We start from the raw sequence: 18,656 nt of genomic DNA on the forward strand, positions 1-18,656 counted from the left end.
TACATCTTCCCTCGCAAAATGCGAAATTCAGCTCCATTTCTCAACAGTCTACCAGAGTGTCGAAATTTACAATTTGGCTTTTTCAGTACCTAAATATACCCTTGAAGATAAAATTCGAACATTTGTATTGATTTTTGCTTTTTGTGTGATATAATGATTTTACAGTATATTTTGCATAGAAAAAGGGTTGGGTTATGTCAAAGCAAAAAACATATATAGCAATAGACCTAAAATCGTTTTACGCATCGGTTGAGTGCGTTGAGCGTGGGCTTAATCCGTTAAAGACAAATCTTGTTGTAGCTGACGAAAGCAGAACTGAAAAAACAATTTGCCTTGCCGTGTCGCCGTCGCTTAAGGCATACGGAATCGCAGGCAGGGCAAGGCTTTTTGAGGTTATCGAAAGTGTCAGGCAGGTCAACAATAAAAGAAAAATTAAAAATAATTATGCTGATTTCAGGTGTAGCTCATACGATGCCGATGAGCTTGAGGACTGTCATGTTGAGGTGTCCTATATTGTCGCACCGCCGAGGATGAACCTGTACAAAAAATACAGCAACGATATTTTTTCTGTTTATCTTGAATTTGTGTCGCCACAGGATATTCTTGTCTATTCGATAGACGAGGTTTTTATTGATGCAACAAATTATATTAGGCAACGCAAAATTACTCCACAGCAGCTGGCAACCGAAATGATAGCGCGTGTTTTTGATGTAACGGGTATAACTGCTACTGCCGGAATCGGCACAAATATGTTTCTTTGCAAGGTTGCCATGGATATTGTGGCAAAGCGTATGCCTGCCGATAAAAACGGAGTGAGGATAGCACAGCTTGATGAAATCTCATTTCGTCAAACCTTGTGGGACTATAAGCCTATTACTGATTTTTGGCGAGTCGGTGCAGGCACGGCAAAAAGGCTTGCGTCTGTCGGTATTTACACTATGGGCGATATTGCCCGTTGCTCTCTCGGCAGACAAAACGATTTTTATAACGAGGATTTATTGTATAAGCTTTTTGGTATAAATGCCGAGCTTCTTATCGATCACGCGTGGGGCTGGGAGCCATGCACCATACAGGATGTAAAGGCGTATAAGCCTGAAACCAAAAGCATCAGCTCCGGTCAGGTTTTAACAAGGCCTTATTCCTTTGATGAGGCAAAAATTATTGTTAGGGAAATGATGGAGCTTCTTGCCCTCGATTTGGTTGACAAGGGAGTTGTTACAAATCAAATAGTTTTGACCGTAAATTATGATATAGAAAATGTCAAAAAGGGCTTTGGCGGTGAAATTTCGGTTGACAGATACGGCAGAAAAATTCCAAAGCATTCTCATTCCTGCATAAACCTCGGTCGCTTTACCTCGTCAACAAGGATCTTGGTAGGCTCTGCGCTTGAGTTGTTCGAACGCATAGCGGATTCAAGCTTAACCGTTCGCAAGATTACTGTTTGTGCAAATAATATAACCGAGGAGTCGTCGGTAGAAAATCAGCCGGTACAGCTTGATTTGTTTACCGATTATTCCAAGTTAACAGCCGAGGAAAATATGTTCAAGCGAGAAAGAAGGCTGCAAAACGCAATGCTCAACATTCAGCACAGATACGGCAAAAATGCCATACTAAAGGGCACAAATTTGCAGGAATGTGCAACCACAAGAGAACGTAATAATCAGGTCGGAGGTCATAAGGCATAATGAAATATGATGATATTATAGACCTTCCTCATCATCAGTCGGTAAGACACCCTCATCTGTCTATGGCACAACGCTCTGCACAGTTTGCCTCCTTTGCCGCTCTAAAGGGCTTTGAGGAAGAAATTGCAGAAACCGCAAGGGTAACCGATGACAGAATTGTTCTTGATGATGATGAAATACAACAGATTGATGAAATTTTGCAATATGTGCAGTGTAATATCGGCGACGGCTTGCAGATAACCGTTACCTATTTTGTGCCCGACAAATATAAGTCCGGCGGTTCGTATGTGCAAAAAACAGGAACGGTAAAAAGAATTGACACAGTACAGCAGGTGCTGACCTTTTCGGATTCTTCTCAAATTACTGTTTCGGATATTGTAGGTATACAAATATAGTTTTACAATCGCCTCGCTATGTGTTATCATATTAAAAGATAAGCGAGGTGAGAAAATGAAAAAGATAGTTGTGGGTATTCTTGCCCATGTAGACTCAGGCAAAACTACTTTGTCCGAGGCTATGCTCTATCAGGCCGGCAGCATCGGCAAGCTCGGTAGGGTAGACAGCAGAGATTCATTTCTTGATACATTTTCTCTTGAACGCTCGCGCGGAATTACTATTTTTTCAAAGCAGGCTTTGCTTGAGTATAAGGATGTCGGTATAACTCTTGTTGACACACCGGGGCACGTGGACTTTTCTGCCGAAACCGAAAGAACCCTTCAGGTGCTTGATTACGCCGTGCTTGTTATAAGTGCAACCGATGGTGTGCAAAGCTACACTCAAACATTGTGGAAGCTTTTGTCAAAGTATAATATTCCGTGCTTTATTTTTGTTAATAAGATGGATTTGGACGGCGCAGACAGAGATGTTGTTATGCATCAGCTTAAAACGAAGTTAAGCGATAACTGCGTTGATTTTTCCGTAAAAAATGATGAGCTTTATGATAGCATTGCTCTTTGCGACGATGCTTTGCTTGAAAAATATGAAGCATCGGGCATTGATGATGACGATATTACAATGGCAATAAAGTGTCGAAAGGTTTTTGCCTGCGCCTTTGGCAGTGCATTAAGGCTTGACGGAGTTGAAAGGTTTATGGATATTCTGTCGAGCTATACCGTTATGCCGAAATACACCGACACCTTCGGTGCAAGGGTGTATAAAATTTCCGAGGACAAGGGACAGCGCCTAACTATGATGAAAATTACAGGCGGTGCGTTAAGGGTTAAGGAAGCTTTGAAAAGCGATAAAAATGTTAACGGCGAAAAGGTTAACCAAATTCGCATTTATTCGGGCGAACGGTTCAAGGCCGTTGACGAGGCAACGGCAGGTACTGTTTGTGCCGTAACGGGTATAACCTTTGCTGCGTCGGGCGACAGCTTAGGCTTTGAGGAAAACGCCTCTCTTCCCGTGCTTACTCCTGTTTTAACCTATACTGTGAATTATCCAAACAGTGTTGATGCTCATACTGTTTTGTCGTATATGAGAGTGCTTGAGGGTGAGGACCCACAGCTTAATGTTGTGTGGAATGAACGTCTTGGCGAAATTCAGGTAAAGCTTATGGGCGATATTCAGCTTGAGGTTTTGCAATGCCTGTTTGCCGACAGATTCGGTATAGAAATTACATTTGGCAAGGGTAATATTATTTACAAGGAAACCGTTGCCTCTGCTGTTGAGGGAATAGGACACTTTGAGCCGTTGCGACATTATGCCGAGGTGCACCTCATTCTTAAGCCCGGAAAAAGAAACAGCGGTCTTGTATTTAAGAGCGAGTGTAAGGAGGATGTGCTTGACAAGAATTGGCAAAGGCTGATTTTAACGCATCTTTATGAAAAAACACATATCGGCGTTCTCACAGGCTCACCTATAACCGATATGGAAATTGTGCTTGCATCCGGCAAGGCTCACCCAAAGCATACCGAGGGCGGCGATTTCAGGCAGGCAACCTACCGTGCCGTAAGACATGGGCTTCGCAGTGCCGAGTCTGTTTTACTTGAGCCTGTTTATGATTTTACGCTTGAGCTTCCGCTCGATAATGTGGGCAGGGCGATGGCAGACATTCAGCATATGCACGGTAGCTTTAATCCTCCCGAAACGATAGGGGATTTGTCGGTTATTACAGGCTCTTGCCCTGTGTCAACAATGTATGATTATTCGCGAGAGGTGCGTCAGTATACTCACGGTGCAGGTAAGCTTGTTTGTACACTAAAGGGCTATGAGCCCTGTCATAATGCCGATGAGGTTATTGCCGAGATTAATTATGATTGTGATGCAGATACTGAAAACACATGCGATTCCGTGTTCTGTTCAAAGGGTGCAGGCTACAACGTTAAGTGGAACGAGGTTAAAAGCCATATGCACCTGCCGAGTGCTTTGGCTGTTCCGAAAAACGAGTATGCTGCACCAAAGCCTATGCGTAATGCTTCAAGCTATGCAGATAAAAAAGATTTGTTCGCGCTTGATAAGGAGCTTATGGAAATCTTTGAGCAAACCTACGGACCGATAAAAAACCGAAATCCCAATAATAATCATTTTACCTTTACCGAAAAATCAAAGGCTGTATCATACGACAATCCCAAAAAGAAAAAGACACCTAAATACGAAGGACCCGAATATCTGCTGGTAGACGGCTATAACGTTATTTTTTCGTGGGATAATCTAAAGGAGCTTTCCAAGGATAGCATTGACGGTGCAAGAAATACGCTCATTAACATATTGTGCAATTATCAGGGCTATAAAAAATGTGAGGTAATTGTTGTCTTTGACGCGTATAAGGTTAAGGGTAATCACAGAGAAACAGAAAAGGTAAACGGTGTAAATATTGTTTACACAAAGGAGGCGGAAACTGCCGATATGTATATCGAAAAGGTTTCGCTCGATTTGGCAAAAAAGCATAAGGTGAGGGTGGTTACCTCCGATGCACTTGAACAGCTTATAATACTCGGTAACGGAGCGCTTCGCGTGTCGTCAATCGAATTTTACAATGAGGTTAAAGCAGCAGAGGAAACAATAAGAAATATAATTTCAAGTAATCATTAAAAATTTCAAAACAGGGCAGTTTTTTCTGCTCTGTTATTTTATTGTAAACTGTTACCTATTGCGTTTTTTGTTTTGTTGTGTTATATTAAATAAAATATGCTTTATAAGAATAAGTTGAAGAGCAGAGAGGATGTTTTTTTAATGAAAAAAAAGAAGGCGTTAAAAAAAGGATTGCGTCTTTTTGAGGGCAAGGAGCTTTCAAAGGATTTTCCTATTACAACGATTAATGCTTCTTCAGTAATGGTCTATCCTTTAAGTATGCACATCGGCGCACCGGCGGTGCCTATGGTAAAGCCGGGTGACAGAGTACTTAAGGGACAGATGATTGCAAAGGCCGACGGCTTGATTTCGGCTCCTGTGCATAGCTCCGTTTCGGGTACGGTAAAGGCTATAGAAAATCGTAAGGTTGTCAACGGCGATAGGGTGATGAGTATTGTCGTAGAAAATGACGGGCTTAACGAGGAAATTGAGGGTATGGGAGTAAAGTCAAATCCCGATGAGCTTACGGTTGAGGAGGTTGTCCAAAAAATTAAGGACTTCGGTATCGTAGGCTTGGGCGGTGCAGGCTTCCCGACAGGAGTAAAGCTTTCTCCTAAAAACGCAAACGAGATAGACACAATCATCATTAACGGATGTGAGTGTGAGCCGTACCTTACGGTAGATTATCGTATTATGCTTGAAAAGGGAGAACAGATTGTCAAGGCAGTTCGCCAAATTCAAAGAATCCTTCCGAATGCGAAGGCCGTCTTTGGAATTGAGGACAATAAGAGCGATTCGGTTAAGGTAATCAAGGGCTTTATTAAACCCGATGACAATATGGATATTTGTCAGCTCAAAACAAAATATCCGCAGGGCGGTGAGCGTGCACTTATCTATGCAGTAACCGGCAGAAAGATTAATTCAAAAATGCTTCCCGCCGATGCAAAGTGCATTGTTGTTAACTCAACAACCTGCTATGCAATTTACAGCGCCTTGTATGAAAATATTCCGCTAATTTACAGGTATATGACCGTTACGGGTGACGGCGTAAATCAATGCAATAACTTTAAGGTACCTATCGGAAGCAATCATCAGGATGTTATTGAAAAGTGCGGCGGACTTAAGGAAAATGCAGTTAAGATTATTTCAGGCGGTCCTATGACAGGCTTTGCCATGAGCACTCTTGACGTTCCCGTAGAAAAGACCTCATCATCAATTCTTGCCTTTGAGGTTGATGATGTCGCAACCGTAAACCAAACAAATTGTATCCATTGCGGCAGATGCGTCGGCGTTTGCCCGACAGACCTTGTTCCGCAAATGCTTGCAAAGGCTGTTAAGCAAAATAACTATTCTTTGTTTGAGCATCTCGGCGGTATGGAGTGTGTGCAGTGCGGATGCTGCTCATATGTTTGCCCTGCAAGAATACCGCTGACTCATTTGTTTAATATCGGCAAGGCCGAGATTAAGCATCAGCTTGAGCAAAAAAGTAAGGAGGTAAACTAAATATGTATAATGTTTCGGTTTCTCCGCACATAAGAACACAGGATTCCACCAAAACCATTATGGGTGATGTTTGCATTGCCTTGATTCCTGTTCTTGCTTTCGGATTTTATCACTTCGGTTTGCCGGCATTGCTTGTGACATTGCTTTGCGTGGCTTCAAGCGTTTTGTTCGAGCTTTTGTTTGAGCTCGCTGCAAAGCGACCGATTACAATTTTTGATAACAGTGCTGTTGTTACAGGCTTGATTTTGGCAATCAATTTGCCTGCAAGTGTACCATGGTACATTCCTGTTTTAGGCAGTGCGTTTGCAATTATTATTGTAAAAATGCTTTTTGGCGGACTTGGACAAAACTTTATGAACCCTGCGCTCGGTGCAAGATGCTTCCTGCTTATCTCATTTGCTTCAAGGATGAGCGACTTTGCTACATACGGCGTTTATTCGGCAGGCTTTAGCGAATTGTTTAAGGACGGCAAAATTAAGGATTGTCTTCTTCTCTTGGCAGGTAAGACAGACGGTGTTGCTGATGCCGTTGCAGGTGCTACCCCTCTTGTTCAGCTCGGCGAGGGAAAGGAGCTTGATTTGCTTTCGCTCTTCCTCGGTATGCACGGCGGTACCATCGGTGAGGTTTCTGCACTTGCAATCCTTATCGGTGCAGCATATCTCATTATCAAAAAGGTTATTTCAATCAGAATTCCCGCAACCTACATCATTTCAACTGTTGCCTTTGTTGCGATAATCAGATTCATTCAGGGCGACGAAATCACGGTTAATTATCTTGTGGGTCAGGTGCTTTCGGGTGGCTTGCTTATCGGTGCATTCTTTATGGCTACCGATTATGTTACAAGCCCTATAACTCCAAAGGGACAAATCCTTTACGGTGTTGCTCTCGGCTTTGCAACTGCAATGTTCAGGGTTGTCGGTTCGTCGGCAGAGGGTGTATCATATGCAATCATCATATGCAATCTTCTTGTTCCCGTAATTGAAAAGATTACTGTACCAAAGCCTTTCGGCTCGGTTAAAGCGAAAGGAGATGTACACTGATGTCTAATAAAAAATCAAATTTGTTCGTTAATACCTTGGTTTTGATTTTGGTAACCTTTGTTGCCGTTACAGCCTTAGCTGTCGTTAACCAAATCACTGCCGGCCCTATTGCACAGGCAGAGATTAACCAAAAGGCAGAGGCTTACAAGGTTGTTTATCCCGATGCAACCGAATTTGCCGAAATTGACGGAATTGACGATATGCTTGCAGATTCGTCACAGCTTCTTGCAGATAACGGCTTTGAAGGCTGCTCAATCAACGAGGCACTTGCCGTTAAAAGCTCAAGCGGCGATATTGAGGGCTATATTGTTGCCGCAACATCACCTTACGGCTACGGCGGTGATATACAGGTAGCTATAGGTATTAAGGACGGAAAGCTTACAGGCTTTACTGTAATCAGCAACAGCGAAACTGCCGGTCTCGGCTCCAAATGTACAGAGCCTGAATTTACGGCTCAGTTTAAGGATAAGTCGGCGTCGATTCTTACCTACACAAAAGCAGGTGCTTCGTCTGATACCGAAATTGATGCAATTTCAGGTGCAACAATCACTACAAATGCAGTAACGGGTGCAGTTAATGCCGCAATAATTTTCTATCAGTCAAACTTTGGCGGCGGTGTTCAGGAAATTGCAAAGCCTGATTTAACAGAGTTCTATCAAAAGGCTTATCCGTCGGCAACAGAGTTTGCAGATGTAGAAAATGCCGAAGCCGTTCTTTCGGAGTCCCAAAAGGTACTCGAGTCATATGGCTTAACCGACTGTACTGTTGAGGAGGTTAAGGTTGTTAACGGTGGCGAGGGCTATGTTATTAGCACAACGGGTATCGGCTTTGCAAAAAGCGCACCGATTCAAATTGCGGTTGGCATAAAGGATGATAAGCTTACAGGCTTCGCTGTTGTCAGCCAAATGGAAACAGAGGGATATGGCGCTGTATGTGCTGAGGATTCCTTTGCCTCACAGTTTGCAGGCAAAAAGCTCGGTGTTCTAAAAGCAAAGGTCGGTGCAACGGCTGACGATGAAATTGATGCAATTTCGGGTGCAACCTTTACAACCAACGGTGTAACAAATGCCGTTAATGCCGCAATCGTGTTTTATATGGACACATTCGGTGACGGTGCTCCCGATGTGCATTTTGAAACAGCAGATGTTGAAGCGGGTGCAACTGCACCTGCCGGAGAATAGGAAAGGGGGAGATTTTTTTGAAGGGTATTTTAGAAAGACTTTATAACGGTATCATTAAAGAAAATCCAACCTTTGTTCTTATGCTTGGTATGTGCCCGACTCTTGCGGTTACAACAAGTGCCCTCAACGGTCTTGGTATGGGCGTTGCAACAATGGCTGTTCTTGTAATGTCAAATATGATTATTTCTCTGCTTCGCAAGGTAATTCCAAACGGTGTCAGAGTTCCTGTGTATATCATTATTATTGCTTCGTTTGTAACAATGGTAGAGATGCTTATGCACGCATTTGTTACTCCTCTTTACAACTCACTCGGTATTTTCATTCCGCTTATCGTTGTAAACTGCATTATTTTCGGCAGAGCCGAATCGTATGCATCAAAGAATAATGTTATTCTATCAATATTTGACGGTATCGGTATAGGTATCGGATTTACAATAGGTCTTACCGTAATCGGTATTATAAGAGAGCTTTTAGGCAACGGCACTGTTTTCGGTGCTCGCGTATTGCCTGAAAGCTACGAGCCTATTTCCATATTTATTCTTGCACCGGGTGCGTTCCTTGTTCTTTCACTTCTTTGTGCATTGATGAACAAGCTCGGCGTAAGCAAAAAGGATAAGAAAAAGACAGGATGCACCGGCAACTGTGCCGAGTGTCCGTCTGCTGAAAAGGAGGGCAAATAATGGCTGGAAAATTATTTTTGGTTTTGATTACAACTGCACTTATCAATAATGTTGTGTTAAGTCAGTTTTTAGGTATTTGCCCGTTCCTCGGCGTATCAAAGTCAACAAAAACCGCTGCCGGTATGGGCGGTGCGGTTGTGTTTGTTATTACACTTTCATCCTTGGTTTCAAGTATTCTTTATAAGCTTGTAATTACAAAGCTTCATCTTGAATACTTAAAAACAATAATATTTATTGTTGTTATAGCATTTTTGGTTCAGCTTGTAGAGATTTTTCTTAAAAAGGTTGTTCCGTCGCTTTATAAGAGCCTTGGAGTATATCTCCCTCTTATCACAACAAACTGTGCGGTTTTGGGTACAGCGCTTACAAATGTTCAGCAGTCAAATGATATTATTACAAGTGTTGTAACAGGCTTCGGCACAGCAGTTGGCTTTACAATCGCCATAGTAATTATGGCTGGTGTTCGTGAAAAAACGGAAAACAATGATTTCCTCGGATGCTTTAAGGGCACACCCGCAGTTCTTATGACTGCGTGCCTTATGTCTATTGCGTTCTATGGATTCAATGCTTTTGCATAGGAGGGTGCTGTATATGGATATTAAAAGTATTATTATTGCAGTTGCCGTTGTATGTGCAATTAGCTTGGTTGTCGGTATCGTTCTCGGCATTGCCGAAAAGGTGTTCCGTGTTGATGTAAACGAAAAGGAAGAGAAGGTTAGGGCATTGCTTCCGGGCAGTAACTGCGGTGGCTGCGGCTACGCAGGCTGTGACGCTCTTGCTCACGCTATTGCCGAGGGTGAAGCTCCTGCCTCCGCCTGTCCTGTTGGAGGAAAGCCTGTTGCCGAAAAGGTTGCTGCTGTTATGGGTGCCGAGGTAGGCGATATGAAAAAGAAGGTTGCCTATGTTAAGTGTGACGGTAACTCAAGCAAGCGTACAGTGGACTATAATTATATTGGTATTAATAGCTGTACTGCGGCTGATGTTATGCCGGGTTCAAGCCCGTATTCATGCAAGAGCGGTTGCCTTGGCTTTGGCTCCTGTGCAAGAGTTTGCCCGCAAAGAGCTATTCGTATCGTTGATAAAAAGGCAGTCGTTGATGAAGATTTGTGCATTGCGTGCGGCAAGTGCGTAAAGATTTGCCCGCACAATCTTATTGAGCTTGTACCTGCCGATGCGCATTACCGTGTTCAATGCAATTCACATGTAAAGGGCAAGGATGTTCGTGATGCATGTACAGCCGGATGTATTGCCTGCGGTATTTGCCAAAAGAACTGCGAGTTTGATGCAATTCATGTTGTGGATAATATCGCAAAAATTGATTACGAAAAATGTACCTCCTGCGGTAAATGTGCAGAAAAATGTCCAAGAAAGATAATCAAAAAATATTAATGTATATTATTCTTGATATTTTTTTAACAAAGTGTTGACAACGGACAATAATTCATATATTATACAATTAAATGATAGATCAGTATGATTTATTATAATTAAAAGGAGAGGAATTTTTATGACAAAAATGAAGAAGATTCTTGCTATCGGTCTTGCCGGTGTTCTTGCAGTTGGTTTTGCTGCATGCAGTAATGGCGGCACACAGGAAGCAGGAAACGACGATGCAGCTACAACTGCAGCTGCAAAAACAGGCTATGCAGTAACAGCAAGCCTCGGCCACACAAGTCACGGCACTGAAGAGGATGTTATCGAGATTAACACAGTTGCTGCTGCTGTACTTGTAGATGCTGACGGTAAGGTTATCACTTGCCAAATCGACGAGGCTCAAACTCAGCCAAACCTTAAGGAAAATGACGGCTTTGTTGCTGACGATGCACTCAGAACAAAGAAGCAAAAGCTTGAGGACTACGGTATGAAATCTGCTTCTCCAATCCAGAAGGAATGGTATGAGCAGGTTGACGCATTTGAGAAGTGGGCTGTTGGTAAGACAGCAGACGAAATCAAGGCTTGCGTAGACGAAACAGGCTATGCTACCGATGCTGACCTCAAGGCTGGTTGCACAATTTGGGCAGGCAACTTTGTAAAGGTTGTATCAGAGGCTATTACAAACGCAGCTGATAAGGGCGCTTCTGCTACTGATACTCTCAAGCTTGTTATGAAGACAGAAAAGTATTATGAGAGCAAGGCAGGCGAGCTTGTTCAGTACGACACAAACATCGCTGTTGCTACAACAGATGCAGAGGGTAAGATTACATCATGCATCGTTGATGCTACACAGGGCAAGTGCTATGTTAAGGACGGCAAGTTCGTAAACAAGGAAGGCACAGCATATCCTGAGGGCGAATTCAAGTCAAAGAAGCAGCTTGGCGAGGATTATGCTATGAGAGCTGCATCACCAATCGGTAAGGAATGGTTTGAGCAGGCTGAAGCATACGAGGCTTGGGCAGTTGGCAAGACAGCTGACGAAATCAAGGCAGGTATGGCAGAAGACGGTACTGTTGCAGACCTTGCATCAAGCTGTACAATTACAACATTCGGCTTCACAGCAACAGTTGCTGAGGCAGCTACAAAGTAATTAAACACTAATTAATGAAAAAGGAGTCGCAAGGCTCCTTTTTTGTTATGTAAATATCCATATTTATATAATTGTTAAAATATAAGTATTGAAACATATTGCTCTTTCTGTTATAATCTCATTATGAAAAAATTTGTATCTGTTATTTTGTCTTTTGCTTTGGTGCTTTGCCTTGCCTCCTGCTCAGGCGCATTAAAGCCAAAGGAAAAGTTTAAGGCATCGTTTATCAATTTGTTTGATACTGCGTCAACCGTTATTGCATACGATAACACTCAGCAGGAATTTGACCGAAAGTATCAAATGCTTTATGAAGAATTAAAAACCTACGATCAGCTGTACGATATTTATAACGAATATGACGGTGTTACAAATCTTTGCACCGTAAATAAGACTGCATCAAAATCTCCCGTAAAGGTAGATAAAAAAATTATAGATATGCTCAAATACGGCAAGCAGGTTTACAAAATCACTAACGGTAAAACTAATATTTGTATGGGTGCCGTGCTGAAGCTGTGGCATAATGAGAGGGAATATGCTAAGGATAATCCCGATGATGCGAGGCTTCCGGATGCCGAATTGCTCAAGCAAATGAGCAAGCACACCGATATTGACAGCCTTGTTATTGACGAAGAAAACAATACCGTTTTCTTTACTGATGATAAGCTGCAGCTCGATGTCGGTGCGGTGGCAAAGGGCTATGCCGTAAGGTGTATTACCCAATACGCAAAGGATAATCTCTGGAGCGATGCCGCTATTTCAATAGGCGGCAATGTATCCACATATGGCTACAAAAACAGTGACGGCAAAACAAAGTGGGCTATCGGCATAGAAAATCCCGATTTGACCGCCGACGATTATTTGCTTATGCTCGACATAACCGATAAAAGCATAGTAACAAGCGGTGATTATCAAAGATATTACTATGTGGGTGACAAAAAGTATTGCCACATTATCAATCCCGATACCCTTATGCCAAGCGAATATATGGCAAGTGTTTCGGTGATTTGTGATGATTCTGCTCTCGGTGACGCAATGTCAACCGCGCTGTTCAATATGCCTATTGATGAGGGGCTTGCACTTGTTAACAGTATGGATTCAATAGAGGCTGTTTGGGTAGACAGGGAGTTTAACAAAACCTTTTCAAACGGTTTTGAACAATATATAGAAACGGAGAAATAAACTAATGAAAAAAGCACATTATAATCCAAAGTCATTGAGGTGGCTTATATCTTTAATTATTATGCTTGTAATCGGCATTGCAGTTGTTTTCGGCTCGTCTGCAGTCAAAAAGATTGCCGATGCAAAGTATAACACACCTGTTGATGTTGATTTTACCGTTGCACAGACTGTTCCAATGTCTGTTGAGGAAAACGATTTTAACGTTACATCGGTTGAAAAAGCTCTTGATGCACAGGGCAACGCAGTTGCTTATGTAATCAAGTCATCACAGGTTGGCTATAATGCAGATGTTCCCATTGAGCTTGAAACAACAATTACTGCCGACGGTTCTGTTGTTTGCTCTGTTGATGTTCTCAAGCAGGAGGAAACAGAGTATCTCGGTGTCCGCATCGAAACCGATGATTTCAAAAATCAGTTCAAGGGCAGAAAGCTTCCTATTGTTTCATCAAACAGTATTGAAAAGGGTGCCAAGGTAGATGTTATTGCAAAAAGCACTATTTCTTCACAGGCTGTTATCGACGGTGTAAACAACGCAACAAATTATCTCAATACCTTCGTATTGGAAAAGTAATATGAAAAAAGCGGATTTTATTATCATCGCAGCGGTGCTTGCCGTGGCGGGTGTGCTGACCTTTTTTCTGTATTTCGTAAATTCCGACAGCGGTGCGTATGTACAGGTAGAGGTTGACGGTGCTGTTGTTGATACGGTTGCTCTTGATACCGATTATACAAAGGAGTATAATTTTGACGGCAACAGTAACACTCTTGTGATTAAGAACGGCAAGGCAAGTGTTACCGAGGCAAATTGTCCGGACGGCATTTGTGTAAACCATAAGCCCATCAATCGGTCCGGCGAATCAATAATTTGTCTGCCGCATAAGCTTGTGGTAACAGTTGTTGATGACGCACCGAAGGATGAAATTGATGCCGTTGCTTAAGACTTTGCTTAGGGTGTTTGTATGAAAAAAAGTAAAGTAAAGAATATTGCGTTTTACGGAATGATGATTTCGCTTGCTCTTGTTTTCAGCTACCTTGAATCTTTCATTCCCGTTAATGCTCTTGTTCCAGTACCGGGTGTAAAGCTTGGCTTTGCAAACATTGTTGTTTTGTTTGCGCTCTATGTGATGAAGCCTGTTGACGCAATAATAATCGGTGTGCTCAGGGTTTTGCTGTCGGGCTTGCTGTTCGGCAATCCTATGACTATTGCATATAGCCTTGTGGGTTGCTTTTTGAGTTGGCTTGTAATGACCTTGTGCAAAAAGACAAAGCTGTCAATTATCGGTGTAAGTATGCTCGGCGGGATAATGCATAATATCGGTCAGCTTATAGTTGCCGTTGTGCTGACAAGCACGGTTAGAATTGCATATTATTTGCCTGTTCTTCTTGTGTCCGGTATGGTTACAGGCGTTATTATGGGTTACGCCTCAAAGCTCGTGATTGACAGAATTTCAAAAATCAAGAAATAGCCTATGAATATTCATGGGCTTTTTTTCATATCTATCTATGAGGGATATATATGAATGATTTTGAAAATAAAAAGGATAATTCCCTGTGCCTAAAAAACAGAGAACAGCTGTCAATTGAAGGTGTTACCGATGTAGACGCATTTAACGAGCAGGAAATATCTGCAAAAACCGATTACGGCTCTCTTCTTATTAAGGGCGACGGTCTGCATATTGAGGAGCTTGATTTGTCCTGCGGCATATTAAAGGTTAAGGGCAGGGTGTATGCTCTTGTATATAGCAATGAGGTTTCAAAAAAATCTACACTCAAAAGGCTGTTTTCGTAATGATGATACTGTCCTTTTTTACATTGGGGGTTGTATTTGCTCTCGTGTTTTATTTGATAACCTTTGTTGAAAGATATATTCGCTCAAGGCTTGTATGCTTTGTAATTGACCTAATGTATATGATAGCCTCCTGCTGTATATTCATTTGCTTTGAGATCGGATATTCTCAAGGCGGATTCAGAATGTACTTTGCTTTGCTGACTTTAGCAGGCTTTCTTTTTTATTCGTTCACAGTCCATAGATTAATTACAAAAAGGTTAAAAAAGTTTTGAAAAACTATTGCAATTAGTATTAAATATGTAATATAATGAATAAGATGAATAAAGCAAAGGAGATTGTAATGAGCGAAAAAAGCAATAAAATAAAAAGTAAAAAGAATATTATAATAGGCTTTGTTATTGCTGTTGCTGTGGCTATTGTCGGCTATTGCTCGGTTTGCTTAATCTCCAACGCGGCAGACATAAGCAGGCTTAAGGCCGAATCTGCAGAGCTTAACACAAAGTACGAGCAACAGATTGACGAAAATGAAAAGGTCAAGTCTGTTCTTGAGTCTGATAACAAGGATGAATACATAGAGCAAAAGGCTCGTGAAAAGGGTTATGTTAAGGACGGAGAGGTCGTTTTTTACGATATTTCCTCAAGTAAATAAGGCTTTTATGGGTGGTGATTCTACCACCCTGTTTTTATGTGGGAGATAAATTATGATGATGAATATGGTTGCAACCTGCCTGCTCGGAGTGGAGGGTATTGTTGCGGATGATTTGAGGTCGATGGATGCACAAAATGTATCTGCTGAAAACGGACGCGTTTTCTTTGACGGAGACGAAACAATTCTTGCCCGTGCAAACATTTGGTCAAGGTATGCGGAACGAATTTTGATAGTTGTTGATAGGTTTACCGCCGTAACCTTTGAGGAGCTTTTTCAAGGTGTTAAGGCTTTACCTTGGAGCGAGTTTATAGGCTCTGACGATGAATTTCCCGTTAAAGGCTTTTGCATTAATTCTGCGTTACATTCCGTTCCCGATTGCCAAAAGATAATCAAAAAAGCTATTGTTGAGGCTCTTAAGGAGGATTATCATATTTCTTGGTTTGAGGAAACGGGACCTGTTCATCAGGTGCAGTTTTCCATTATGAAGGACGAGGTAACAGTTATGCTTGACACCTCGGGCAGAGGCTTGCACAAACGAGGCTACCGCCCTGTCGGCAATGATGCCCCTATTAGAGAAACCCTTGCCGCCGCAATGTGTAAGCTGTCACAGCTTCGTCACTATCACACTATGTATGACCCGTGCTGCGGCAGCGGAACTGTTCTGATTGAAGGTGCAATGCTTGCAAACAATATCGCTCCGGGTATCAATAGAAATTTTGATGTGGATAGGTGGGGCTTTGTTCCGGAAAGTGTTTGGATGAGTGAAAGGGAACGTTGCCGCGATCTTATCAAAACTGATACGGATTTTGTAGCATTCGGTACGGATATAGACCCTCACGCAATAGAGCTTACCAACAAAAATGCACGTAATATTAATGTTGACAAATTCATTCGTACCTCGGTTTGTGATGTGGCAAGCTTTAACCCGACTACCGAAAGGGGAACATTAATCACCAATCCACCGTACGGCGAACGTATGCTCGACATTAAGGCTGCTGAAAAGCTATATGCCGTCATGGGCAAAAGGTTTGAACGACGTCACGGTTGGAGCTATGGCATTATTTCTCCCGATGAGGAATTTGAAAGGTGCTTTGGCAGACGCGCTGACAAACGCAGAAAGCTATATAACGGTATGATCAAATGCCAGTATTATATGTATTTCAAATAAAATAATTTTTATAAAACAACCTTGGGTGTTATTCCCGAGGTTTTTTATTTGCTCCTTAGGCAATATATAGGTTATTTTTAGCATATTTTTTGAATAATTTGTTAATGCTATTGACTTTTTTTGAAAAGTTGCTAAAATAGGTATTAGCACTCAAGGACAAAGAGTGCTAATTGATTGGTAAATTTTTTAAGAGGTGATATATTATGACAATCAAACCACTTGCAGACAGAGTTCTGCTAAAATCAGTAGAGGCTGAGGAAACAACAGCTTCAGGCATCATCCTTGCTGCATCTGCACAGGAAAAGCCGGAGGTTAGCGAGGTTGTTGCAGTAGGCCCCGGAACAGAGGAAAATCCTATGACAGTCAGCGTAGGAGATAAGGTTATCATCAGCAAGTATGCAGGCACACAGGTTAAGGTTGACGGTGTAGAGTACACTATTACCGAAATCAAGGATATTCTTGCAGTTGTTGAGTAATGATTATTTGTAGGAGGAATTAACTATGGCAAAGGATATTATTTACGGAGAGGACGCACGCAAGGCTCTCCAGGCAGGTATTGATAAGCTTGCAAATACAGTAAAGATTACACTCGGCCCAAAGGGCAGAAATGTTGTTTTGGACAAAAAGTACGGCTCACCGCTCATTACTAATGACGGTGTTACAATTGCAAAGGAAATTGAGCTTGAGGATCCGTTTGAAAATATGGGTGCACAGCTCGTTAAGGAGGTTTCATCAAAAACAAATGATGACGCCGGCGACGGTACAACAACAGCAACTCTTCTTGCACAGGCTCTTGTCAGAGAGGGTATGAAGAATGTTGCAGCCGGTGCAAACCCAATGACAGTTAAAAACGGCATTAAGGGTGCTGTTGACGCTGTTGTAGAATCAGTTAAGGAGCAAAGCCGCGCAGTAAATGACAATGCAGACATTGCAAGAGTAGCAACTGTTTCTGCCGCAGACGAATATGTAGGCTCTCTTATCGCAGAGGCTATGGATAAGGTTACTGCAGACGGTGTTATTACTATTGAAGAGTCAAAAACAGCAGACACCGTATGCGAGGTTGTAGACGGTATGCAGTTTGACAGAGGCTACATCTCACCTTATATGGTAACAGATACCGATAAGATGGAGGCTGTTATTGATGACGCTATGCTCCTCATCACAGATAAGAAAATTTCAACAGTTCAGGACATTCTTCCTCTTCTTGAAAATGTGCTTAAGTCAGGCAAAAAGCTTGTTATTATCGCAGAGGATGTAGAGGGCGAGGCTCTTCAAACAATTCTTCTTAACAAGCTTCGCGGCACATTTACCTGTGTATGCGTAAAGGCTCCGGGCTTCGGCGACAGAAGAAAGGATATGCTTCAGGATATTGCTATTCTTACAGGCGGTCAGGTTATCACATCCGACCTCGGTCTTGAGCTTAAGGATACAACAATGGCTATGCTTGGTCAGGCTCGTCAGGTAAAGGTTACAAAGGAAAATACCATTATCGTTGACGGTGCTGGTGACAGTGAGGCTATTAAGTCAAGAGTTGCACAAATCAGAACTGCTATTGACAATTCAACATCTGATTTCGATAGAGAAAAGCTTCAGGAAAGACTTGCAAAGATGGCAGGCGGCGTTGCAGTTGTAAAGGTCGGTGCCGCTACCGAAACCGAAATGAAGGAAAAGAAGCTTCGTATAGAGGATGCTCTTGCTGCTACAAAGGCCGCAGTAGAGGAGGGCATTGTTCCGGGCGGCGGTGTTGCTCTTATCAATGCAATTCCTGCTGTTCAGGCACTGCTTGATACAGATGATGCAGACTATAAGACAGGTGTAAACATTGTTCTTAAGGCACTTGAGGAGCCTGTTCGTCAAATCGCTGCAAATGCAGGTCAGGAGGGCTCTGTAATTGTAGATAAAATTAAGAACAGTCCTGCAGGCACAGGCTGTAATTTTGCAACAGGCGAGTATGTAGATATGATTGAAAGCGGTATCGTAGATCCTGCAAAGGTAACTCGTTCTGCTCTTCAAAATGCCGCATCTGTTGCTTCTATGGTTCTTACAACAGAATCACTTGTAACAGATATTAAGGACCCACAGGCTGATGCAGCAGCCGCAGCTGCAATGGCAGCAGCCTCACAGGGCGGTATGTATTAATAAATTTCTTAGCTCCCCTTACTGCAAGGGGAGCTAAGACTGTCGATAAAGCGGGCTGAAACACGCCATATAAATTAAACAAACCGATTTGAGCCTCTCTTGTGTAA

Annotated in this window: 20 protein-coding genes; all 20 read left to right on the forward strand. The window is 42.4% G+C overall.

Annotated features, from left to right (window positions below; genetic code table 11):
- Positions 1-194 precede the first annotated feature (194 nt).
- The 20 genes from Q0P34_RS07340 (at position 195) to groL (ending at position 18,549) form a co-directional block, all read left to right on the forward strand.
- Positions 195-1,685: a DNA methylase gene (locus tag Q0P34_RS07340; RefSeq protein ID WP_294954992.1), complete on the forward strand. Its 1,491-nt coding sequence runs from the start codon at positions 195-197 to the stop codon at positions 1,683-1,685.
- Positions 1,685-2,080 carry a YolD-like family protein gene (locus Q0P34_RS07345; RefSeq protein WP_294954994.1) on the forward strand — a complete coding sequence of 132 codons (396 nt, stop codon included), beginning with the start codon at positions 1,685-1,687 and terminating at the stop codon, positions 2,078-2,080. Before Q0P34_RS07340 ends, Q0P34_RS07345 begins: the two co-directional genes overlap by 1 nt.
- 55 nt (positions 2,081-2,135) lie before the next feature.
- Positions 2,136-4,718 (forward strand): translation factor GTPase family protein, encoded by a 2,583-nt coding sequence (locus Q0P34_RS07350; RefSeq protein WP_294954996.1) that lies wholly within the window; start codon positions 2,136-2,138, stop codon positions 4,716-4,718.
- Positions 4,719-4,859: 141 nt separating this feature from the next.
- Entirely contained in the window at positions 4,860-6,200 is a 1,341-nt protein-coding gene (rsxC, locus tag Q0P34_RS07355; protein ID WP_294954998.1) for an electron transport complex subunit RsxC, read from the forward strand.
- 2 nt (positions 6,201-6,202) lie between these two features.
- Positions 6,203-7,240, forward strand: coding sequence for an RnfABCDGE type electron transport complex subunit D (locus Q0P34_RS07360; protein ID WP_294955000.1), 1,038 nt, complete (start codon positions 6,203-6,205; stop codon positions 7,238-7,240).
- Positions 7,240-8,421: an RnfABCDGE type electron transport complex subunit G gene (locus tag Q0P34_RS07365; protein WP_294955002.1), complete on the forward strand. Its 1,182-nt coding sequence runs from the start codon at positions 7,240-7,242 to the stop codon at positions 8,419-8,421. The genes Q0P34_RS07360 and Q0P34_RS07365 overlap by 1 nt, the downstream gene beginning before the upstream one ends.
- A 17-nt stretch (positions 8,422-8,438) precedes the next feature.
- Positions 8,439-9,101 (forward strand): electron transport complex subunit E, encoded by a 663-nt coding sequence (locus tag Q0P34_RS07370; protein WP_294955004.1) that lies wholly within the window; start codon positions 8,439-8,441, stop codon positions 9,099-9,101.
- Positions 9,101-9,679, forward strand: a complete 579-nt coding sequence (locus tag Q0P34_RS07375) for an RnfABCDGE type electron transport complex subunit A (protein ID WP_294955006.1) — start codon at positions 9,101-9,103, stop codon at positions 9,677-9,679. The genes Q0P34_RS07370 and Q0P34_RS07375 overlap by 1 nt, the downstream gene beginning before the upstream one ends.
- Positions 9,680-9,692: 13 nt before the next feature.
- Positions 9,693-10,490, forward strand: a complete 798-nt coding sequence (locus Q0P34_RS07380; RefSeq protein ID WP_294955008.1) for an RnfABCDGE type electron transport complex subunit B — start codon at positions 9,693-9,695, stop codon at positions 10,488-10,490.
- Positions 10,491-10,608: 118 nt separating this feature from the next.
- Positions 10,609-11,625, forward strand: a complete 1,017-nt coding sequence (locus tag Q0P34_RS07385; RefSeq protein ID WP_294955009.1) for a hypothetical protein — start codon at positions 10,609-10,611, stop codon at positions 11,623-11,625.
- A gap of 123 nt (positions 11,626-11,748) precedes the next feature.
- A complete protein-coding gene (locus Q0P34_RS07390) occupies positions 11,749-12,804 on the forward strand; it encodes an FAD:protein FMN transferase (protein WP_294955010.1) in 1,056 nt (351 codons plus the stop codon).
- Positions 12,805-12,808: 4 nt separating this feature from the next.
- Positions 12,809-13,375, forward strand: a complete 567-nt coding sequence (locus Q0P34_RS07395; protein ID WP_294955012.1) for an FMN-binding protein — start codon at positions 12,809-12,811, stop codon at positions 13,373-13,375.
- 1 nt (position 13,376) lies between these two features.
- A complete protein-coding gene (locus tag Q0P34_RS07400; protein ID WP_294955014.1) occupies positions 13,377-13,742 on the forward strand; it encodes a NusG domain II-containing protein in 366 nt (121 codons plus the stop codon).
- 21 nt (positions 13,743-13,763) lie between these two features.
- The gene (locus Q0P34_RS07405; RefSeq protein ID WP_294955016.1) at positions 13,764-14,270 is read left to right on the forward strand and encodes a Gx transporter family protein; all 507 of its coding nucleotides are present in this window, start codon (positions 13,764-13,766) and stop codon (positions 14,268-14,270) included.
- A gap of 50 nt (positions 14,271-14,320) precedes the next feature.
- On the forward strand, positions 14,321-14,593 hold the full coding sequence (yabP, locus tag Q0P34_RS07410; protein WP_294955018.1) for a sporulation protein YabP: 273 nt from the start codon (positions 14,321-14,323) through the stop codon (positions 14,591-14,593).
- 2 nt (positions 14,594-14,595) lie between these two features.
- Positions 14,596-14,865 carry a spore cortex biosynthesis protein YabQ gene (gene yabQ, locus Q0P34_RS08455; RefSeq protein ID WP_366783842.1) on the forward strand — a complete coding sequence of 90 codons (270 nt, stop codon included), beginning with the start codon at positions 14,596-14,598 and terminating at the stop codon, positions 14,863-14,865.
- Positions 14,866-14,900: 35 nt separating this feature from the next.
- Positions 14,901-15,242 carry a septum formation initiator family protein gene (locus Q0P34_RS07415; RefSeq protein ID WP_294955020.1) on the forward strand — a complete coding sequence of 114 codons (342 nt, stop codon included), beginning with the start codon at positions 14,901-14,903 and terminating at the stop codon, positions 15,240-15,242.
- A 52-nt stretch (positions 15,243-15,294) separates the two neighbouring features.
- Positions 15,295-16,410, forward strand: a complete 1,116-nt coding sequence (locus tag Q0P34_RS07420) for a class I SAM-dependent RNA methyltransferase (RefSeq protein WP_294955022.1) — start codon at positions 15,295-15,297, stop codon at positions 16,408-16,410.
- Positions 16,411-16,613: 203 nt separating this feature from the next.
- Positions 16,614-16,886, forward strand: a complete 273-nt coding sequence (locus Q0P34_RS07425) for a co-chaperone GroES (RefSeq protein WP_178669442.1) — start codon at positions 16,614-16,616, stop codon at positions 16,884-16,886.
- 25 nt (positions 16,887-16,911) lie between these two features.
- Entirely contained in the window at positions 16,912-18,549 is a 1,638-nt protein-coding gene (gene groL / locus Q0P34_RS07430) for a chaperonin GroEL (RefSeq protein WP_294955024.1), read from the forward strand.
- Positions 18,550-18,656: the final 107 nt, after the last annotated feature.

Source organism: uncultured Eubacterium sp. (assembly GCF_945980375.1).
Classification (GTDB): Bacteria; Bacillota; Clostridia; order Oscillospirales; family Acutalibacteraceae; genus Eubacterium_R.